Below are 16,557 nucleotides of genomic sequence, written 5' to 3' on the forward strand. Positions count from 1 at the left end.
GGCCTTAGACAAGCCCGATCCTCCCAGCTCAAGGGCACTTTTCTTATGTGAACTATCAGGTCGGCTCAAATTCGCTGTGAAAGCCGCAGGCTAGGGAGGCGCTCCGGCTCAGTTGTCCCCGTCGCCGGACAGGAGGCGATCGGCGATGGCCCTGAGCGTTCTGGCGTCGTCCGGGCCGAGCCGGTCCAGCAGGTGGCGGCGAGTGGCCATCTCCAGTGTCGGCAATGTCGCCTTGATCGTGTTTATGCCTTCCGGGCGTAGCGTGACCTCCACCCCGTTCGGAACCTTGTCGCGGGCCACGTAGTCGCGGTCGGCCATCCGGGTCAGCAGGTGCGACAGCCGCGTCCGGTCCCAGCCGAGGGCGGCGGCGAGGGCGTTCTGCCGCAGGCTCCCGCCGGACTCGTGCAGGCAGACCAAGACGCTCAGTTCCGCCTCGGAGAGGCCGGACGCCGCTGTGGTTTCGGCGATGACGGCGGCACGGACCAGCTCATGAGCGCGTTTCCATCGCAGCCACAACTCAGTCGCCTCACCTTGGCTAGCTGTTGACATGTCAACACCGCCTTTCTAGTGTTCGACCTGACCATACGGCTCATGCGAAGGACTTCTCCGATGCTCGATGCTCGACGGCACTACGCCAGCCTCCGCCTGCTGGCGCTCTTACCGCTCGTTCTGTTCCTGCCTGCGGTGATCGCCTTCTTCACGGACCCGGACGTGGCGTGGGGAGAATACCTGGGCGTCTTCTTCCACCTCTCGATCCTCTTTCTGGTGTCCCGCCTGGAGGCGGCGCCCTGGGCCAAAGCCGCGGGCTACGGCTGGGTGGTTCTCGATGTGCTCGCCGGCATCCTCATGATCAACGCGATCGAATACGACACGGCCTGGGCGGTCCGGCTCGGCGGCCACGTCCTCGCCGGCGTCTGGATTGTGGCGAGTTCCCTGGTCAGCCACTCCTGGCCGATCCGCGTGGTCGGCGTCGTCACTGGCGTCTGGCTCGCCGGTTACTCCTTCGTCGGCACCCTGCTCGCTGAGGAGTACCTGCGCCCGGCCGGAATCATGATCCTGGTCTGGTTCGCCCTCCTGGCGATCTTCCACCGCGACAATCCGGGCCACCCGGCGGCACCGGCCATCCCAGCGCCGGCCTGACATGTCCGTCCGGGTGCACATCGCAGAGCTGCGGCAGCTCGTGCGCCGACACACCATCTGTTGCCGAGCGCGGCGCCCGGGCGTTCACCGGCGTCCTTCGTCTGAAGGGGTGCCACAGTGTGCCTGGCGCCGGCCCCGCCGTACCAACCGAACGCCCCAATTCATGTCCGGTCGCTGAATCAGCGGTGTCGCCCGTACTGCAGATAAACGATCCCGTTGCTGGAGGCGGTGCTGGAGACCAGGTCGAGCTGGTAAGACTTGGGGACGCCGTCGAACAGCCGGGTGCCCTCACCCGCGACGTAAGGGAACATGCTCACCTGGAACTCGTCGATCAGGTCGAGCCGCATGAGCGACTGCCAGAGGCTGACGCCGCCCCAGACCACGATGTGGCCGTCGCCGCCCAGCCTCAGCTTGTCGATCTCTTCTGCCGTGTCACCGGCGGCGACGGTGGTGTTGGCCCAGTCGGCCGTCTTCATGGTCCGGGAGAAGACGACCTTGCGCCCGGCGTTCAGAATGTCCGCGAACGGGTGGTCGGTGGTCGTCATGGCCCGGGCCATGCCTTCGTACGCGGTGCGGCCCATGAGGTGCGCGTGGGCGCTCTGGAGAAAGTCGAGATGCGCAGGGTCGTCGGGCTCGCGGTTCTCGGGCAGGCCGAAGCAGAACTCGAAAAACTCGGTGCCCTCGTCGGCGAGGAAGCCGTCGAGGGAGTAGTTGAACACTGTCGCTATCAGCTTCCGCATGTTCAGAACTCCGTGGTCTCGGGTCGTCTAAGGCCCACGGGCCGCAACGCTCGCGGGGGCGCGGCGTCCGTGGCCTGTCGCTGATGCTGTAGACGACGTTGCCGCCCGGAATTCATCGGTGCACGGAATGTCAGGTGGCGGCGGGCGGTGCCGGCTGCGACGGGGTGCGTGGGCTTTGCTGTGCCGGGGCGAACCACGTTCTCGCTGGAGGAAGCAGGAGGAGAGTCACGATGAGCGCGGACCAGGGTGCGGTGAGGACCCACCCGAGGGTGTCTGAAATCAGGAAGTCGATGAAGTCGAGCAAGGGGATGGCGAGCTGAACTGCGATGGTGGCGTGACGGACCCACGGGCGACGGGTGTGCCACTGGTTCGCCAACCAAGCGGCGGCGAGTGGCGGAAGGTAGAAGGGGGCATAGGACAGTCCTTCCAGGGATTCACCGGGTTCTAAGACCAGGCCCATGATGAGCAGGACAATGCCGAGCAGGGTGATTGTCGCCTGGAACCAGATCAGGTTCCGCGCGACCTTTACAGACAGGGGCATGCTGGGGTCCTCTTTCAGAGAGTGTTTCGGTGGTTCCGTGCTCCGTGTCCCCTTGACCGTCCCGCGCTTGGCGTCGTTTCGCCGGATGACACTGACCGGAGTGGAAGGCCCAGATCTCGGAGAGAAGCACCGGCCAGCTTAATGACATGCGGCTGTGATCATCGCCGGGCAGGATGGCCACTCATGAAACTTGTGATCACTTTCGTGGCCGGCGCGGCCCTGTTCCTCGCGCCGTTACCTGCACAGGCCGAGTCCGCCGCCAAGAATCCCGTGTCCGCGCTCAAGGCACAGCTCAAGGCCGGGAAGGGCGTCCGGTTCACCGACGCGAGCGCGTTCGTCGGCAGCATCAACAAGGACCCGCTGGTACGCCGTAAGGGTGTCGTCCAGTTCGGCAAGAAGGGCATCGTCGCCTCCGACGTGCGAGGGACGTTCGCCTCGCCGCTGTTCGAGGGGCACACCACCAAGCCCGAGCGGACGATCATCATAGGCAAGGACGCCTGGCGGTCGGGCGGGAGCCTGGCCGAACGCCTCCCGAAGGGCAAGACCTGGTACAAGACCTTCAGCCTGTTCAACATGGGGACCGTCAGCAGCCTGTTCGGCCAGGTGGTGAGCCCGCTCGAACCCGCCACGCTGGCGGAGCTGGTGAAGCGCGGCAAGCGCAGCGGCTCCTCCTACACAGGGGAGATCACCTTCGAACGGCTCTCCAACATCTCTCCCTGGTTCAGGGAGACGATTGGGCTGACGCGGTCGACCGAGGCGACCGTCGCCTACACCCTCACCGTGGACCGCAGGGGCCTGCCGAGCAAGCTGAAGACCTCCTGGGTGGCCACCGACCTCGCGGCCATCCCCTCGTGGGAGGAGAAGACGGTCGTGACCGAGACCCGCTACACCGGCTGGGGCGCCAAGGTCTCGATCAAGCAGCCGCCCAAGAGCCAGGTCACCAGCAAGCTGGAGGACTGATCACAGGCCCTCACCCCCCGTCGCGGGGAGAGGGCCTTATCAGTCGCAGTTGGTGCGCGTCTTCTTCACGGTCGTCGAGCCGATGGTCCCTTGCCAGCTCATGCAGGAGCCCATGGCGTACATGTACACCGCTCCGGATCATGATGCGTCCCCGGCTTCCAGAGCGGCTTCTGTGGCTCTGGTCAGCGGATGCTCCGCTCCGAGCTTGCCCCGTTGTAGACGCAGCACCTCGCGGAACTCGACATCGGCGGCCTCAAGGCTGCCTGACGACCTCAACACAGCCGCCAGACTGCGCCGAATGATCAGCGTGTTCGGATGGTCTTCGCCATAGACTCTGGTCGCCATGGTGACCAGGTCACGCAGTTCCGCCTCGGCTTGAGCGAAGTCTCCTTGGTGACGCATGGTTTCCGCGAGTTCGAATCGGATGTCCAGCGTGGTGAGGTCGTCTGCGGCGTGGGCTTGCCGCCAGTCAGACAGGACCTGGCGGTAGACGGCTTCGGCCTCCGCGAAGCGGTCCTGCAACCGGAGGCAGACCCCCAGATTGAGTGCCGTGGCTATCGTGTCGGAATGCTGTTCGCCGAGCACCCGACGGCTGTCGTCCAGCAGGGCTCGCAGTTCCGCCTCCGCACCGGCCACGTCGCCGCTTTCCCGAAGCGTGCGGCCAAGGTTCAGCCGGATGCCGAGGACCGTCGGGTGGTCACTGCCTAGCGCGCCCAAGGCGGCGGCCAGAAGCTCGCGGAGCATGGCTCTCGCTCGTGCGTTGTCGCCGCCGTCTCTTATGGCCCGCGCGCGGTTGTTGCCGATCGACAGAGCTTCGGCGCTGGCTGGGCCGATGGCCTTCTCTGCGACATCAAGGAGTAGTGCGTAGTCGATGGATGCCTGCAGGTAGTGACCGGCCATGTATCTGTACCAAGCCGCCCTCTCCGCCGCCGGCAGGAAGGTGCTGACGAGGCCGGCATCGCGAATCTCCAGTTGCGCCATCAGTTCGAGGGGGGCGGTGCAGTGGCTTGCCAGGAGAGACCACCTGGGCCAATGGTGGGCGTTGTCCGGGACGATCGTGGCCGTCACCTTGTCCAGCGCCACGGCGAGAACCGCCAGGTAGTCCACCAGCACGCCCTGACGCTGCAAGTTCTGTCGCGTGACAGTGCGTACGAGCGGATGCATGGTCAATCGTGATTCCCAGGGATCCGCATTCTCTCTGTGGACTTGCGTTCGCGGTGCGAGATCCAGCGAGATCAATCCCAGGCCGTCGAGCGCTCGCAAGGCGCTCCCTATCCTGTGTGCCGTCGGCCGGGGGAACAAGGTGGTGTCCGCCAGCACTTCCGGCCTGATGACGGCTCGGTAGGGAACAGGTGACACACCACAGCACGAAAGCAGCCGGAGCAGCGGCCGGGCGAGGTCATGACCTTGACGCTCGAGCAGGTCAAGCGAGATCTCCCATGTCGTCGTCAATGCGCGTCTGGCCGACTCCCCCGAGCTTCCTGCTGGCATGTCCACATGTCCCAGTCGTGTGTCGAAGTTGATCCGGTAGGCGTTGAACGATGTGTGGGTGTCTTCACCGGGGAAGGGATCCGTCGCCGCTGCCGCCAGGTAGCGGCCTGCGAGTTCCAGGGCCAGAGGCACTCCTCCCAAGGCGCCGGACAGAGCCACCGCTTCCTGTTCGTCACCTGCGCGGGGAGCGAGATCGGCAAGGACCCGGGCCCCGGCCTCCGAGGTAAGGGGAGGGACGTGGCACATGCGAATCCATGAGGCCCAGCGTTCCGGCCTGCCGTTACGACTGGAAATGATCACGCCGTTCCTGTGCGAAGCGGGCGGTCGCAACCACTGGGTTCCTTCTTGGACACCGCCGCTGGAGCTTCCGAGAGCGGCCGGATCGTCGGCGTTGTCTATGACGAGCAGCCAGGCGTGATCCAGGGAGTTGAGGTATCGCCACAGGACGTCAGAGGGGTGCGCGTGATCGAAATCCTCGTCTCGCGCGCCGAGGGAGAACGCGAGCGCATAGAGCGCGGACCGCATGCTTTCCACGTCGTCCGCGGGAACCCACCAGACCTGGTGGTTGGCCCGGATCGCGCGGTGAGCGAGTTCCAGCGCCAGAGTGGTCTTGCCGACGCCACCAAGACCGTAGAAAACCATGACCCGCGGCTCGGAGGCGACTCCGGGGCGCGGCATGCCGATGAAGTCACCCGCGTGTTCCAGGAGTTCGGCGCGGCCGCGCAGAGCCTGCGAGGCGATCTTCAATTGTGGAACCACGATCGGTGGTGCCGTGGCGGCGACAGAGCGGGCCTGATCCGCGCCGATGAAGATGTTGTACTGGATACCCGATTGCTGCGCGGCCTGCTGGGCCTGATTCAGCGCGTGTGAGGACTGCACGACATGCGGCGACGCCGGTCCACTCTGTGGACTTCCGCCGCGATCACCGTCGGCCCGCATCTTCTGAATTCACTGCCTGTGGGAGTTGTTGGTCTTTTCTGATATTCGGCTGATAGAATTCAAGTATATTGAGCTTTGCATCATGGGCACCGATTTTTCCATGAGCTCGTCGGTCACCGCCGCGTACGCATGAACCAGTTCAGCGTCTTCCACAAGGCGCGCCTCACGCAAGGACGCAGAACGCTTATCATAAATCAACGCAATCACGCGTTCGCGGTCGAACAGCACGAAATCAGAAATGCCCGTCTCATCCAAGAGCGGACGCACGTCGACAGCCTCTACCAGGCGGATTTCCTCACCACACTCGATGTCCGCGAGATAGGCCGCGAACTCGTAATGTTCAAGATAAGGGCTCAGAGGTAGCTCGCACACACGTATGCGAGTCATGGCGATGCCATGTTCGACGGCGTGACCATAGAGCTCTCGCTGACCCAAGACCATCTCACGCACACGCCTCGCCGCCTCATCGTAGTCACCATTCCTGAAGGCATCGTACGCGGAAAAGCCCGACTCGTCGTATTCCTGCAGACATTCGACCTTTACCCAGCTTCTTCGCAGATCCCGAAAGAAGGCCATGAAATCATCCACGCCGCCGGCTGTGGTAGCCAATCGGCGATATTTAGTGGGCGGATATAGCGCCATATATGCTGCCCCTCCCGATCGCAAGCCATACGCGGACGCGCTGGCTGATACGCCGCCAGCGCACTTCACTGTATCGATGCGGGTGCGCTGGCATCGCGCACTTGAGACGCAAAAGCAGCGCTTATTCCTGCGGAATGTTCTCGCGTGCTTTTATCAGGACATGCCGGGGCAGCACTACGATTCCTTCGCCGGGGTCGAGAAACGCGTCGGATGGCAGGTGCGGACGTAACTGCGCGGTCCGCTCCATCCCGATGACCGCGAAGTCACCCGATTCGAGCTCCCAGATGTCGGGACAACTGTTGGCCGCGGCGCTTCCATTACCGCCACCTTCATGTGGAGGCGGGCCGATACGTCTTTTGAACATGGATCCTCCAGACTGCGGTCACGTGAATGCGAGTCTTTTTCATATTAACATCAATCCATTGTCCACGAAAGCCACAGATGGCTTACGCGCTTTAGGCTGAGCTGCCAGCACCATTAAGTAAGGCCTCGAAGCCTATATACCGACAGAGGCCACATGTACCGGGGGCACTATTTCGACCACGCCAGGAGGAGAGCGCGGCGGGGTTCATGACTATCTAGGTGCTGCACGAGTGGCCGGTGGCATCGGCTGCCTACTCGCTCGACTTGTGGAAGGTGTTGCTTTGGTACCCATGCCCCTGGACCGCCTGCTGCGCGTTATCAACGGCCGAGGCGGTGATCGTGAGCGTTGCGACAGGTGCTGCGGAGTCTCTTGCGACTGCCAGGAAACCCCGAATATCCTGAATCAATGCGGCGTCCTGCCGCATCACCTCGCGGATCAGCACATGCAAAGTCATCTGGAGATCAGCATCGTCAGGCCGGTCAGCCAGATCGCGCACGGGTGCGGGGGCGTCATGCTCGTCCCGCGTTCCAAAAATCCGCTGAAGCATCTTGCGTCCCCATGCGACGCCGGCCTCGGCGCTTTCGTCTTTGGCCTTATCCAGCACCGCCGCGCCATACGCCGCCACGGCCGCTGTGACGTAGGGTGAGATGTCGCCGACCAGCTGCGTTATGTCCTCGGCCATGTCTCTCCCGCGGCTCGACAGGTCGGATGACGCGACTCGGGTCAGCATCAATGTAACCGGCCTTTTGCTATCAGTCACCGTCAGCCGGAAGGCTTCCTACGGATTTCTGGTCCAGGATTCGGCGAATACGTCTCATGTCGATCACGCCGAACCGAGCCGGTGCAGACCAGCGGCAAGCGCTTGGCCCGCGCCCGCAACCTCACGGTGACCAGGCCGAGATCAACAGTCGCGGATGATGGTCGCATGAGGAGCTCATGCGCGCTGCTGGGCGTCGTGTCCCTGTTGCTCACGTCACCGCCGGCAACCGCCGCTCACGCACAGACTCGTGGATCTCCGGCTGCGGCGATATCCGCGTTGCAGGGCGAGTTCGCCCGCAGGAGCGGCGTGGTCTTCTCGCAGAGAATCCGCCGAGGTTCTGGCGAGGGCGCCGTCCTGACAGTGGCGCACGGCAAACGCCGCTTCGTTCCCAAGACAGGCATGTACGCCGTCGATGTCTCGACGTCCTCCACCTTCGCCCGAGGCGGCGACCCGATCCGCTCGCGAACGGTCCAGGTCGGCCGTGACATCTACTCCCAAGGCGACTGGACCGACGTCCCTCAAGGCAAAAAGTGGGTTCACAGGGAGGACACTGATGCCCTCCGCTGGACTCGGCACCTGATCGAGCCCCTGAACCCGGAGTTCCTGCGATTGATCTCCCCGGGCGCCAAGAGAATATCCACCCGGGACCGTTACGACGGCGTACGCACGACCCGCTATGACGGCTCGGTGAAGGTCGACCATCTCAGCTCTTATTGGGCCGGTCACCTCTACGGGACGGGGGCATGGACGGGAGGCCGCATCTGGTGGAAGCTCTGGCTGGGCCCGGACGACCTACCCAGGCGTTTCCAGGCCGAGATCCTCACCGAACCCTACGGCCCTGAGGAAAAGGCGGACGCCGTACGGATGAACGTCCTCTACAAGGGCTGGAGAGCGCCTGTCCGCATTCAGATCCCGCCCGGGAACCAGGTGGCAGAAGCCGAGTAGAACTACCCGCGGGCATCGGTGGACTCGATGCCGTTGAGGATGATCTCGACGGCGTCGAGGAACTCGTCCTCCCCCGTCGGCTGGTCGGCCTCCAGGACGGCCAGCACGCGGGTGAACGCGGAGTCCCCGCCGAACACCCGGAGCCGGGCGGCGAGGAACTGCGTGGTGTGACCGTCCGCGGCCGCCGCGAAGTGCGCGCTCTGCTCCACGTCGCCGCGCGTGTAGGTCCACAGCAGGGTGAGCACGGTGATCGCGCGCGGGCCTGACAGATGCAGGTCGCCGAGGCACTCAAGCCCCGTTTCGAGTCTGCGTACGTACGAGGGCAGCAGCGGTTCGGTGGCGACCGGCACCGCCGTCAGCCAGGGGTGGTCCTGGTAGACCCGGCGCAGGTCGAGCACCCAGGCGCGGAGCCGCTCGCGCCAGGTCGCGCCGTCCGGCGGGGGCGGGGTGCCGAGCGCGTGGTCGGCGGCGAGGACGACGAGGTCCTCTCTCGACTCGACGTAGCGGTACAGCGACATCGTGCCGCTGCCGAGCTCTTTCGCGAGGCCGCTCATGGAGATCGCGTCGATCCCGCCGCGGTCGCCGAGGCTGACGGCGGCGTCGAGCAGTTGCGCGAGCGTCCATCGGGGTTTCGGGCCCTTGGTCGGGGCCGGCGCGAGGTTCCAGGCCAGCAGGACCGCCTTCGGGACCCCGCGGAGTTCCGGCACGTCGTCGTGCGCGCTTCCCATGCGGCCATATTACTGCGTAACCCTTGCGCAGCTATACTGCGTAAGCATTACGCTGTACGCATGACAGCACCGCATGCGATATCGGTCCACGACATCCACAAGCGCTACGGGGATCGCGACGTGCTCCGCGGCGTCAGCTTCGACGTCCCCCGGGGTCAGGTGTTCGCCCTGCTGGGGCCCAACGGGGCGGGGAAGACCACGCTCATCCGCATCCTCACGACCCTGATCCGCGCCGACTCCGGCACGGCACACGTCCTCGGGCACGACCTCGCCCGCGAGGCGCCCCGGGTACGCGAGCTCATCAGCGTGACGGGTCAGTACGCGTCCGTCGACGAGGAGCTGACCGGTATGGAGAACCTGGTCATGATCGGCCGGTTGCTCGGCCGCACCAAGAGCGCGGCGAGCGAGCGCGCCGGGGAACTGCTCGCGGAGTTCGGGCTGACCGACGCCGCGTCACGTCGGGTCGGCCACTACTCGGGCGGCATGCGGCGGCGGCTGGACCTGGCCGCCGGTCTCATCGACTCGCCGCCGGTGATCTTCCTGGACGAGCCGACCACCGGCATGGACACCCGCAGCCGGGGCGCGCTCTGGGACGTCGTCACCCGACTCGCCGGGCAGGGCAAGACCGTCTTCCTCACCACCCAGTATCTGGAGGAGGCCGACGTCCTGGCCGACCGCGTCGCCGTGCTCGACGCCGGCGCCATCGTCGCCTCGGGCACCGCCGCCGACCTCAAGCGCCAGGTGGGCAGCGAATCGATCGAGCTGGTCCTGGACGACGGGACGACCGTCCGCGAGGTCACCGACGGCGACCCCGAACGCGTCAGGGAAGTGCTCAACCGCCTCCACCACCGGGGCCGGGTCGTCCGGACGTTCTCCGTCCAGGCTCCCACCCTGGACGACGCGTTCCTGGCCCTGACCGGACACACCACCACCGATCGGAAAGTCTCCTGATGAGCACCGCGGAACTGGTCTTCACCAAGCGCAGCGTCATCCACTCGCTGCGGAACCTCGACAGCCTCGTCACCGCGATCGTCGCGCCTGTCGCCATCATGCTGCTGTTCGTCACGGTCTTCGGCACGGCGCTCGGCGGCGCCGTCGGCGGTGCGTACGCCGACTACGTCACGCCGGGCGTCATGCTGCTGTGCGCCGGGTTCGGCGCCGCGCTCACCGCGACCTCCGTCCACACCGACGTCTCCAAGGGGTTCGTCGAACGGCTGCGCACCATGCCCATCCGGGCGTCCGGGGTGATCTTCGGGCATGTCCTCGCCAGTGTCCTGCGCAACCTCGTGTCCACCGCCATCGTCATGCTGGTCGCGGTGGCGCTCGGCTTCCGCCCCACGGCCTCGCCGGTCGGGTGGCTCGGCATCGCGGCCCTGCTCGCCGCCTACATCCTGGTCTTCACGCTCATCGCGGCGGCGTGGGGGCTGGCGGCCAGGTCCGTCGACTCGGCCGGCATGTTCAGCTTCGTCGCGCTCTTCCTGCCGTACCTCTCGACCGCGTTCATCCCGGTCGGCAGCCTCCCGGGCTTCCTCCAGGGGTTCGCGGCCCACCAGCCCGTCACCCTCGTCACCGAGTCCCTGCGCGGACTGGCCACCGGTGCTCCCGTCACGGAAACGCTGCTCTGGTCGGGTCTCTGGCTCGCCGCCCTCGGCGGCGGCGCGGCGTTCCTCGCCGCGGCGCTGTTCCGGCGCGCGGCGCGCAGGTGAGCCGGGCCCGGCTCACCTGTGCGCCCGAGGTCAGCGGGTCAGGCCGCCGAGGATGGCGGCCACGTCCGCCGGCCTGAACACGAATCCCGCGTGTGACGTGTCAAGGGTGTGCACGTCGTACGGGTTGCCGGGGGTCAGCGCGTCCGCCTCGGCGATCAGCCTGTCCTGCATGGCCAGGGGAATCGACCGGTCGCCGGTGAGCCGGATGTAGGAGCGGGCGATCGTGCCCCAGGTTCCGGCCTGGACGCGGGCGTCGGCCGTCATCACCGCGATCGACTCGTCCGGCTGCAGGATGTTGAGGAAGGCCAGAAACTGCTCGTCGGTGACGTCCGCCAAGGTCGCGGCCTTGAGGTCGGCGAGCAGCTTCGGGTCGGCGGTGCGGTAGTTGGCCCGGCCGGCGCCCACCTCGGCCGGGTCGCCGACGTTGAACGCGGCGAGAGGCGCCATCAGGTTGTCCGCGAACTCGGGCTCCCCCATGTACGCGACGGGGTTGGCCAGGCGGACGCACGACCAGGCGGAGATGTAGACGAGCCGGTCCACCAGCTCGGGGATCGCGTTGCCCACGCCCGAGATGGTGACGCCGCCGAGGCTGGCGCCGACCAGCACCACCGGCCCGTGCTGGGCGGCGCGGCGCACCACGTCGGTGACCAGGTCGACGTTGTCCTGGAGCGTGACGCCCGCCAGTGTCGACGGCTCGGCCGCCCACGCGTCGAGGTCCTGCGGGGCCTGGTAGGCGACGGGGTACTGCGCGTCGAGGCCGTGGCCGGGCAGGTCGACGGCGAGGCTGCGGTGGCCGAGCAGCGCGAGCTCGCGCTGGATGGAGGTCCACATGAACGAGTTGGAGCCGGAGCCGTGGACCAGCACGAAGGTGTTCGATGACATGTTCAGTCCGTTCGCGTTGAGCTGAGGCGGACGCGCGCTGCCGTACGGGCGCGCCGAGCCGCCGATGATCACGGTGGCGGCGCTGAGAGCGCGGCGACCACCGGGTGTGAGAAGCCGACGGGACGGGCGACGGGCGGCTCGCGAAACGCGACGCCACCATCAGATCGCCTCGATGGGGAAACCCGTCTCAGGCAGTGCGCGAACGGATGAACTTCTCAAGCATGATCCTGACCCTATACGAGGAAGCCCCGCCGATCCGGGGCGGGGCTTCTGCTCGTTCACTCCGTGCGCAACGTCTTCCAGTGCGACGGGGTGCCCTCGTACATCACGTCGTTGCAGTCGCAGCTTCCGCAGCCGGGGGTCATCGCGATGCTCCTCCTCGCCCTAAGAGATGGGGCCTTCGTACCCGCAGTGACGATCCCGGACGCTTACGTGACGGTGACGGTCACCGGACCACGGGCCGCCGGGGAATGCTGGAGGCATGGATTCCGAGACGGCGCGGCGGATGTTCGCGGGCGCGCGGGTCGCCCGGCTGGCGACGGTGGGCGCCGAGGGCAGGCCGCGCCTCGTCCCCGTCACCTTCGCCATCCTCGGCGACCGGGTGGTGACGGCCGTCGACCACAAGCCGAAGCGGACCACCGACCTGCGGAGGCTGCGCGACATCGGCGACAACCCGCATGTCGCGCTGCTGGCCGACCATTACGAGGACGACTGGACGCGCCTGTGGTGGGTGCGGGCGGACGGCCGCGCCGCCGTCGCGCCGGACGGCCCGGAGCGGGCCGCCGCGCTGGACGCGCTCGTGGCCAAGTACGACCAGTACCGCGAGCGTCGGCCGGCGGGGCCCGTGATCCTCGTGGACGTCAACCGCTGGTCGGGATGGCGGTACTCCGGGGGGTGAAAGCGCTCAGCCTCGCTCGCCCGGGCGGTCGACGATCACCGACGACAGCAGGGCCGTGCGCCACACCGCGCCCTTGGGCAGGCGGGAGTCGCGCAGCCAGACCGTCGCGGTGCCCAGGTAGCGGTAGGTGTCCGGGTCGAGGATGTCGTACCGGCGGACGTCGCCGCCTCCTTCCCGCCAGATGCCCAGGCCGGCGCGGCCCGCGGCGTCGGTCACGCCGTGTTCGATCCGGACGCCGGGGATGAGGGCCAAGGCCTGGAACATGGCCGCCTCCAGCCGCGGCGGCATCGTGCCGTACCTGCTCAGGTAGAGCGTGATCACGCGGTAGGCGCGGGCATCGGGTGGTTCGGCGTTCCGCGGGACGCCCTTCTCCTGCGGGAAGTCGATCCAGTGGCGGTCGCCCGTGACCTTGGCCAGCAGTTTCCTCGGGTCGGTCGGCAGCCCGCGGAGCTTGGCGTCGTACTGCCCCGGCGCCAGGTCGTCGTCGCCCGGGTCCGGAGGGACGTCGGTGACCACCAGGTCGCCGTTCTCGCCGAAGCCGGCGGTCTGCTTGCCGTCGTAGCGGATCCACCTCTCGTAGGTCTGGGCCGTGTCCGAGGTCGGCTGCTTGTCCATGGACCTGGTGTAGTGCCACTGGGTCGGCGCCGGCCGGGGGGCGTCGCCGCGCTCGCTCGCCACCTTCGCGGCCTGGGCCAGCACCAGGCCGGGGTCCAGCCGCACGGCCGACGACGGGGTGACGGCCGGTTCCGTGACGGAGGGCTCGGACGGCAGGGCGACCACGGCGAGCGCGGCCACGGCCGCGCCGGCCGCCCCGACGGTGATCAGGCGGTGCGCCCACGTCCACCTGCGCCGCCGGATCCGGGTCAGGAGCCGCCGCCGCTGCGGGATGGACCACTCCTGGTCCGGCTCGGGCACCTCGGCCCGCCACTCGCGCAGCGATCGCAGGTCATCCATCCAAAGACTCCTCTCGCGTCACGGTGGGGTCGGCTCCGCCGAGCGCCTGGCGCGTCCGGGCTCTGGCCCGGTGCAGGCGGGACCGGACCGTGCCGATGGGGATGCCCAGCGCGCGGGCCACGTCCTCGTAGGACATGTCGGCCCACGCCATGAGTAACAGCACCTCCCGGTCGCCGGGCGACAGCTCGGAGAGGGCCGCCGCCAGCCCGGCCTGCTGCGCCGAGACCCGGTTGTCGACGCGGTCGGCGTACGGCTCGGTGATCTCGTCGACACCGGTGCGTACCAGCGCGCGGTAGAACCGGATCTCCACGCGGCGTTGCCGGCTGACGAGCCGGGCGGCGATGCCGTACAGCCACGGGCGCGCGTCAGGGTGGCTCATGTCGTAGCGGTGGCGGCGCCGGAAGGCGGTGAGGAAGACGTCGGAGACGATGTCGTCGGCCAGGGACGGGCCGAGTCGCCGGGCGACGTAGCGCCGCAGTGCGGGGGCATGCCGGTCGAAGAGTCCGGCGAAGACCTCCGGGTCGTGCCGCGAGCGCCGTATGAGGTCGGCGTCGGCCGTGCCGGACTCTTCGGCGATCACCCGGTGCTCCCGTTCGATGCGCAGTGGATTCGACGGCTTTCGCCCGTACGACCATCGCGAGTTCGCGAAAGGGAGTGTGAACTACGTCACATACTTGGCTCAGATGCTCAGCGGCACGTGGTGGATCTCGTCGGCCGGGTGGCCGGCGCGTTCGTGGATGCGCAGGACCGCGTCCGCCGTGGGCGCCTCCGAGAGGCAGTAGATGACTCCTTCCTCCGGGTCCGCCCAGGCGTGCTCGAAGGTCACTCCCTCCTCGTCCTGGATCTCGACGTCGGCGGAGTGTGCCCGTTTGAGCTGGTCACCGGTGATGCCCGCCATGCCGCGGTGCATGTCGAGGAACTTCGCCATCACTGCCTCCCCCAGGCAAGCTGTCTCCTCCAGCGTAGGTTCGCCCCCGCTGCCGGCACACCAAGTGGGACCCAAGAGGGCGTATCGGGCCACTCGTACGAAACAGCGTGCCCGGCGACGTGGGCCGGGCACGCTGGGTTCGGGTGGGAGATCAGCCGGTTCTCAAGGTGAGGCCGTACGCCGACAGGATCTCGTTGACGGGCTGGTGGTACGTGGTCCCGCCGATGCTGCAGTTGCCGGAGCCGCCGGAGGTGACGCCCTGGGCCTGGCTGCCGGAGATGAACGAGCCGCCGGAGTCGCCCGGCTGGGCGCACGCGCTGGTGCGGGTCAGGCCGGAGACGGTGCCCTGCGCGTAGCGGACGCTGGCGTTGTGCTGCTGGATGGTGCCGCAGCGCCAGCCGGTGGTGGAGCCGGAGCGGCAGATGGACGCGCCGACCGACGCCTGCGTGGAGCCGCGGACGGTCACGAGCGCGCCGCCGGAGCCGCGCACGTACGGGGTGGCGTTGTGGCCGGGAGCGGCGACCCAGGCGTAGTCGTTGCCGGGGAAGGACGAGCCCTGGAAGGTGCCGGTCGGGTTCGTGGTGCGCGAGCCGGCGCGGCCGCAGTGGCCGGCGGTGACGAAGCCGGGGGTGCTGCCGCGGGTGACGGAGAAGCCGACGCTGCACCGGCTGGAGCCGATGTAGAACGCGGAGCCGCCGATGATGTCCATGAACGGCTGCGGGCTCTCGGTGGAGACGGCGACCTTGACCACGCCCTTGTCGACGCCGGCCGCGGCGGCGAGCGCCTCGCCGGCTTCCTGGGTGGCGGCCAGGATGACGACGCTGTTGGTGGTCACGTCGACGTACCAGAGGGAGGCGCCGGTCTTGCCCTTCTGGGCGGCCAGGTCGAGCTGGTCCTTCACGGAGGTCAGCTGGGCCAGGGTGCGGCCGACGACGACCGGCTGGGCGCCCTTGGCCTCGATGGCCGGGGCCTCGGCGGCGTCGGTGGTGGCGACCATGAGCTTGGAGGCGTCGGCGTTCAGCCAGGAGCCGCCGTAGGAGTCGCCTAACGAGGCGGTGAGGGTGGCCTCGGTGGCGGCGGCGCGCTGCTCGTTGGCCAGCCGGGTGACGACCTGCCGCTCGGTGAGCCCGAGGTCGCGTTCGAGCGCGTCGATCACCGACGGCGGGGTTGCCGGGTCCGCCATGGGGGCCGGGTCGGCCATGGCGGGGACGGCGAGGGGGAATGCCAGGCAGGCCACGATGGTGGCTCCTGCCAGCGCACTGCGTTTACCCAACATGCGCACTCCTTGGTGGGGGGTGCTGTCAAGTTATCGGCTGGCGCTGGCAACGACACGTCCTCAAAAAGGCCGTATTTCGGTCTTATGGTTCATGTCCTGAAATATCTAGACACACGGTGAACATTGCGGTCAGCCGGTCCACGTCCGCAGGAGTGGGCGGCTCCGGGCCGAGCGCGCGGCGGACTCTGGTGATGCCGGTGAGGAGCGCCGCCGCGGTGCGCGCCCTGGCCATCGCGTCGGGGTCGTCGCCCAGGAACTCCGCGAGCGGGGTGATGATGGCCGTCCGCAGGCGCTCCCGTACGAGCTCCTGGATCTCCGGGTCGTCGGCGGAGTGGGCCAGGGCGCGCAGGATGCGGCTCTTCGGGTCGGCGTGCATGCGGCGGGCGGCGAACTCCGCGAGCCGGCGCGGCAGCCCCGCCCGGTCGCCTTCGAGGACGACCCGGATCGTCGGCTCGTCCCGCAGGACCTCGCCGAACAGGCCCGCCTTCGACCCGAAGTAACGCCCCACCAGAGCGATGTTGGCGTCCGCCGCCGAGGCGATCATGCGTACGGTCACGCGCTCGTACCCATACTCGGCGAACAGCGCCCTGGCGGCGTCGAGCAGCCGCAGACGGGTGGCCGCACGATCCCGGGGGCGGGCCTCAGCTCTCATGCCCGGGAATA

General features: G+C 67.6%; 20 protein-coding genes. 6 read left to right on the forward strand and 14 right to left on the reverse strand.

Annotation, left to right across the window (positions count from 1 at the left end):
* Positions 1 to 108: 108 nt before the first annotated feature.
* Positions 109 to 516: a MarR family winged helix-turn-helix transcriptional regulator gene (locus ACZ6YG_RS34650; protein WP_466020337.1), complete on the reverse strand. Its 408-nt coding sequence runs from the start codon at positions 514 to 516 to the stop codon at positions 109 to 111.
* A gap of 93 nt (positions 517 to 609) precedes the next feature.
* Here ACZ6YG_RS34650 and ACZ6YG_RS34655 point away from each other — a divergent pair, with 93 nt between their 5' ends.
* Entirely contained in the window at positions 610 to 1,140 is a 531-nt protein-coding gene (locus ACZ6YG_RS34655) for a hypothetical protein (protein WP_466020338.1), read from the forward strand.
* A gap of 179 nt (positions 1,141 to 1,319) precedes the next feature.
* On the opposite strand, the gene ACZ6YG_RS34660 is transcribed toward ACZ6YG_RS34655, so the two are convergent.
* Together ACZ6YG_RS34660 and ACZ6YG_RS34665 are read right to left on the reverse strand one after the other, a co-directional pair.
* Complete coding sequence (locus ACZ6YG_RS34660) at positions 1,320 to 1,880, reverse strand: dihydrofolate reductase family protein (protein ID WP_148036098.1); 561 nt, start codon at positions 1,878 to 1,880, stop codon at positions 1,320 to 1,322.
* Positions 1,881 to 2,010: 130 nt separating this feature from the next.
* The gene (locus ACZ6YG_RS34665; RefSeq protein WP_466020339.1) at positions 2,011 to 2,421 is read right to left on the reverse strand and encodes a hypothetical protein; all 411 of its coding nucleotides are present in this window, start codon (positions 2,419 to 2,421) and stop codon (positions 2,011 to 2,013) included.
* A 183-nt stretch (positions 2,422 to 2,604) separates the two neighbouring features.
* Here ACZ6YG_RS34665 and ACZ6YG_RS34670 point away from each other — a divergent pair, with 183 nt between their 5' ends.
* Complete coding sequence (locus ACZ6YG_RS34670) at positions 2,605 to 3,381, forward strand: hypothetical protein (protein ID WP_466020340.1); 777 nt, start codon at positions 2,605 to 2,607, stop codon at positions 3,379 to 3,381.
* A gap of 138 nt (positions 3,382 to 3,519) precedes the next feature.
* Here the strand turns inward: ACZ6YG_RS34670 and ACZ6YG_RS34675 are convergent, their stop codons facing one another.
* The 4 genes from ACZ6YG_RS34675 to ACZ6YG_RS34690 form a co-directional block, all read right to left on the reverse strand.
* Positions 3,520 to 5,811 (reverse strand): tetratricopeptide repeat protein, encoded by a 2,292-nt coding sequence (locus ACZ6YG_RS34675; protein ID WP_466020341.1) that lies wholly within the window; start codon positions 5,809 to 5,811, stop codon positions 3,520 to 3,522.
* Positions 5,812 to 5,820: 9 nt separating this feature from the next.
* Positions 5,821 to 6,399 (reverse strand): DUF6879 family protein, encoded by a 579-nt coding sequence (locus tag ACZ6YG_RS34680; RefSeq protein ID WP_148036094.1) that lies wholly within the window; start codon positions 6,397 to 6,399, stop codon positions 5,821 to 5,823.
* Positions 6,400 to 6,574: 175 nt separating this feature from the next.
* The gene (locus ACZ6YG_RS34685; protein ID WP_148036093.1) at positions 6,575 to 6,817 is read right to left on the reverse strand and encodes a hypothetical protein; all 243 of its coding nucleotides are present in this window, start codon (positions 6,815 to 6,817) and stop codon (positions 6,575 to 6,577) included.
* Positions 6,818 to 7,067: 250 nt separating this feature from the next.
* Positions 7,068 to 7,499, reverse strand: a complete 432-nt coding sequence (locus ACZ6YG_RS34690; RefSeq protein ID WP_466020342.1) for a hypothetical protein — start codon at positions 7,497 to 7,499, stop codon at positions 7,068 to 7,070.
* Positions 7,500 to 7,883: 384 nt separating this feature from the next.
* Between ACZ6YG_RS34690 and ACZ6YG_RS34695 the strand changes: the two genes are divergently transcribed.
* A complete protein-coding gene (locus ACZ6YG_RS34695) occupies positions 7,884 to 8,522 on the forward strand; it encodes a hypothetical protein (RefSeq protein ID WP_466020343.1) in 639 nt (212 codons plus the stop codon).
* 2 nt (positions 8,523 to 8,524) lie between these two features.
* On the opposite strand, the gene ACZ6YG_RS34700 is transcribed toward ACZ6YG_RS34695, so the two are convergent.
* Complete coding sequence (locus tag ACZ6YG_RS34700) at positions 8,525 to 9,250, reverse strand: TetR/AcrR family transcriptional regulator (protein ID WP_466020344.1); 726 nt, start codon at positions 9,248 to 9,250, stop codon at positions 8,525 to 8,527.
* A gap of 60 nt (positions 9,251 to 9,310) precedes the next feature.
* On the opposite strand from ACZ6YG_RS34700, the gene ACZ6YG_RS34705 reads away from it, so the two are divergent.
* Together ACZ6YG_RS34705 and ACZ6YG_RS34710 are read left to right on the forward strand one after the other, a co-directional pair.
* The gene (locus tag ACZ6YG_RS34705) at positions 9,311 to 10,201 is read left to right on the forward strand and encodes an ATP-binding cassette domain-containing protein (RefSeq protein ID WP_271276277.1); all 891 of its coding nucleotides are present in this window, start codon (positions 9,311 to 9,313) and stop codon (positions 10,199 to 10,201) included.
* On the forward strand, positions 10,201 to 10,956 hold the full coding sequence (locus ACZ6YG_RS34710) for an ABC transporter permease (RefSeq protein ID WP_466020345.1): 756 nt from the start codon (positions 10,201 to 10,203) through the stop codon (positions 10,954 to 10,956). The genes ACZ6YG_RS34705 and ACZ6YG_RS34710 overlap by 1 nt, the downstream gene beginning before the upstream one ends.
* Positions 10,957 to 10,986: 30 nt before the next feature.
* Here ACZ6YG_RS34710 and ACZ6YG_RS34715 read toward each other — a convergent pair whose 3' ends face one another.
* Positions 10,987 to 11,838, reverse strand: a complete 852-nt coding sequence (locus ACZ6YG_RS34715) for an alpha/beta fold hydrolase (RefSeq protein ID WP_466020346.1) — start codon at positions 11,836 to 11,838, stop codon at positions 10,987 to 10,989.
* Between the two features lie 481 nt (positions 11,839 to 12,319).
* On the opposite strand from ACZ6YG_RS34715, the gene ACZ6YG_RS34720 reads away from it, so the two are divergent.
* Positions 12,320 to 12,736 carry a TIGR03668 family PPOX class F420-dependent oxidoreductase gene (locus tag ACZ6YG_RS34720; RefSeq protein WP_466020347.1) on the forward strand — a complete coding sequence of 139 codons (417 nt, stop codon included), beginning with the start codon at positions 12,320 to 12,322 and terminating at the stop codon, positions 12,734 to 12,736.
* A 6-nt stretch (positions 12,737 to 12,742) separates the two neighbouring features.
* Here ACZ6YG_RS34720 and ACZ6YG_RS34725 read toward each other — a convergent pair whose 3' ends face one another.
* The 5 genes from ACZ6YG_RS34725 to ACZ6YG_RS34745 form a co-directional block, all read right to left on the reverse strand.
* Positions 12,743 to 13,690 carry a CU044_5270 family protein gene (locus ACZ6YG_RS34725; RefSeq protein WP_466020348.1) on the reverse strand — a complete coding sequence of 316 codons (948 nt, stop codon included), beginning with the start codon at positions 13,688 to 13,690 and terminating at the stop codon, positions 12,743 to 12,745.
* A complete protein-coding gene (locus ACZ6YG_RS34730) occupies positions 13,683 to 14,270 on the reverse strand; it encodes an RNA polymerase sigma factor (protein ID WP_466020349.1) in 588 nt (195 codons plus the stop codon). Before ACZ6YG_RS34730 ends, ACZ6YG_RS34725 begins: the two co-directional genes overlap by 8 nt.
* A 99-nt stretch (positions 14,271 to 14,369) precedes the next feature.
* Positions 14,370 to 14,618, reverse strand: coding sequence for an SCO4226 family nickel-binding protein (locus tag ACZ6YG_RS34735; protein ID WP_148036083.1), 249 nt, complete (start codon positions 14,616 to 14,618; stop codon positions 14,370 to 14,372).
* 151 nt (positions 14,619 to 14,769) lie between these two features.
* Positions 14,770 to 15,894, reverse strand: coding sequence for a S1 family peptidase (locus ACZ6YG_RS34740; protein WP_148036082.1), 1,125 nt, complete (start codon positions 15,892 to 15,894; stop codon positions 14,770 to 14,772).
* Positions 15,895 to 15,976: 82 nt separating this feature from the next.
* Positions 15,977 to 16,546, reverse strand: a complete 570-nt coding sequence (locus ACZ6YG_RS34745; protein ID WP_148036081.1) for a TetR/AcrR family transcriptional regulator — start codon at positions 16,544 to 16,546, stop codon at positions 15,977 to 15,979.
* Between the last annotated feature and the right edge of the window lie 11 nt (positions 16,547 to 16,557).

It is taken from the genome of Nonomuraea sp. NPDC054003, assembly GCF_055585125.1.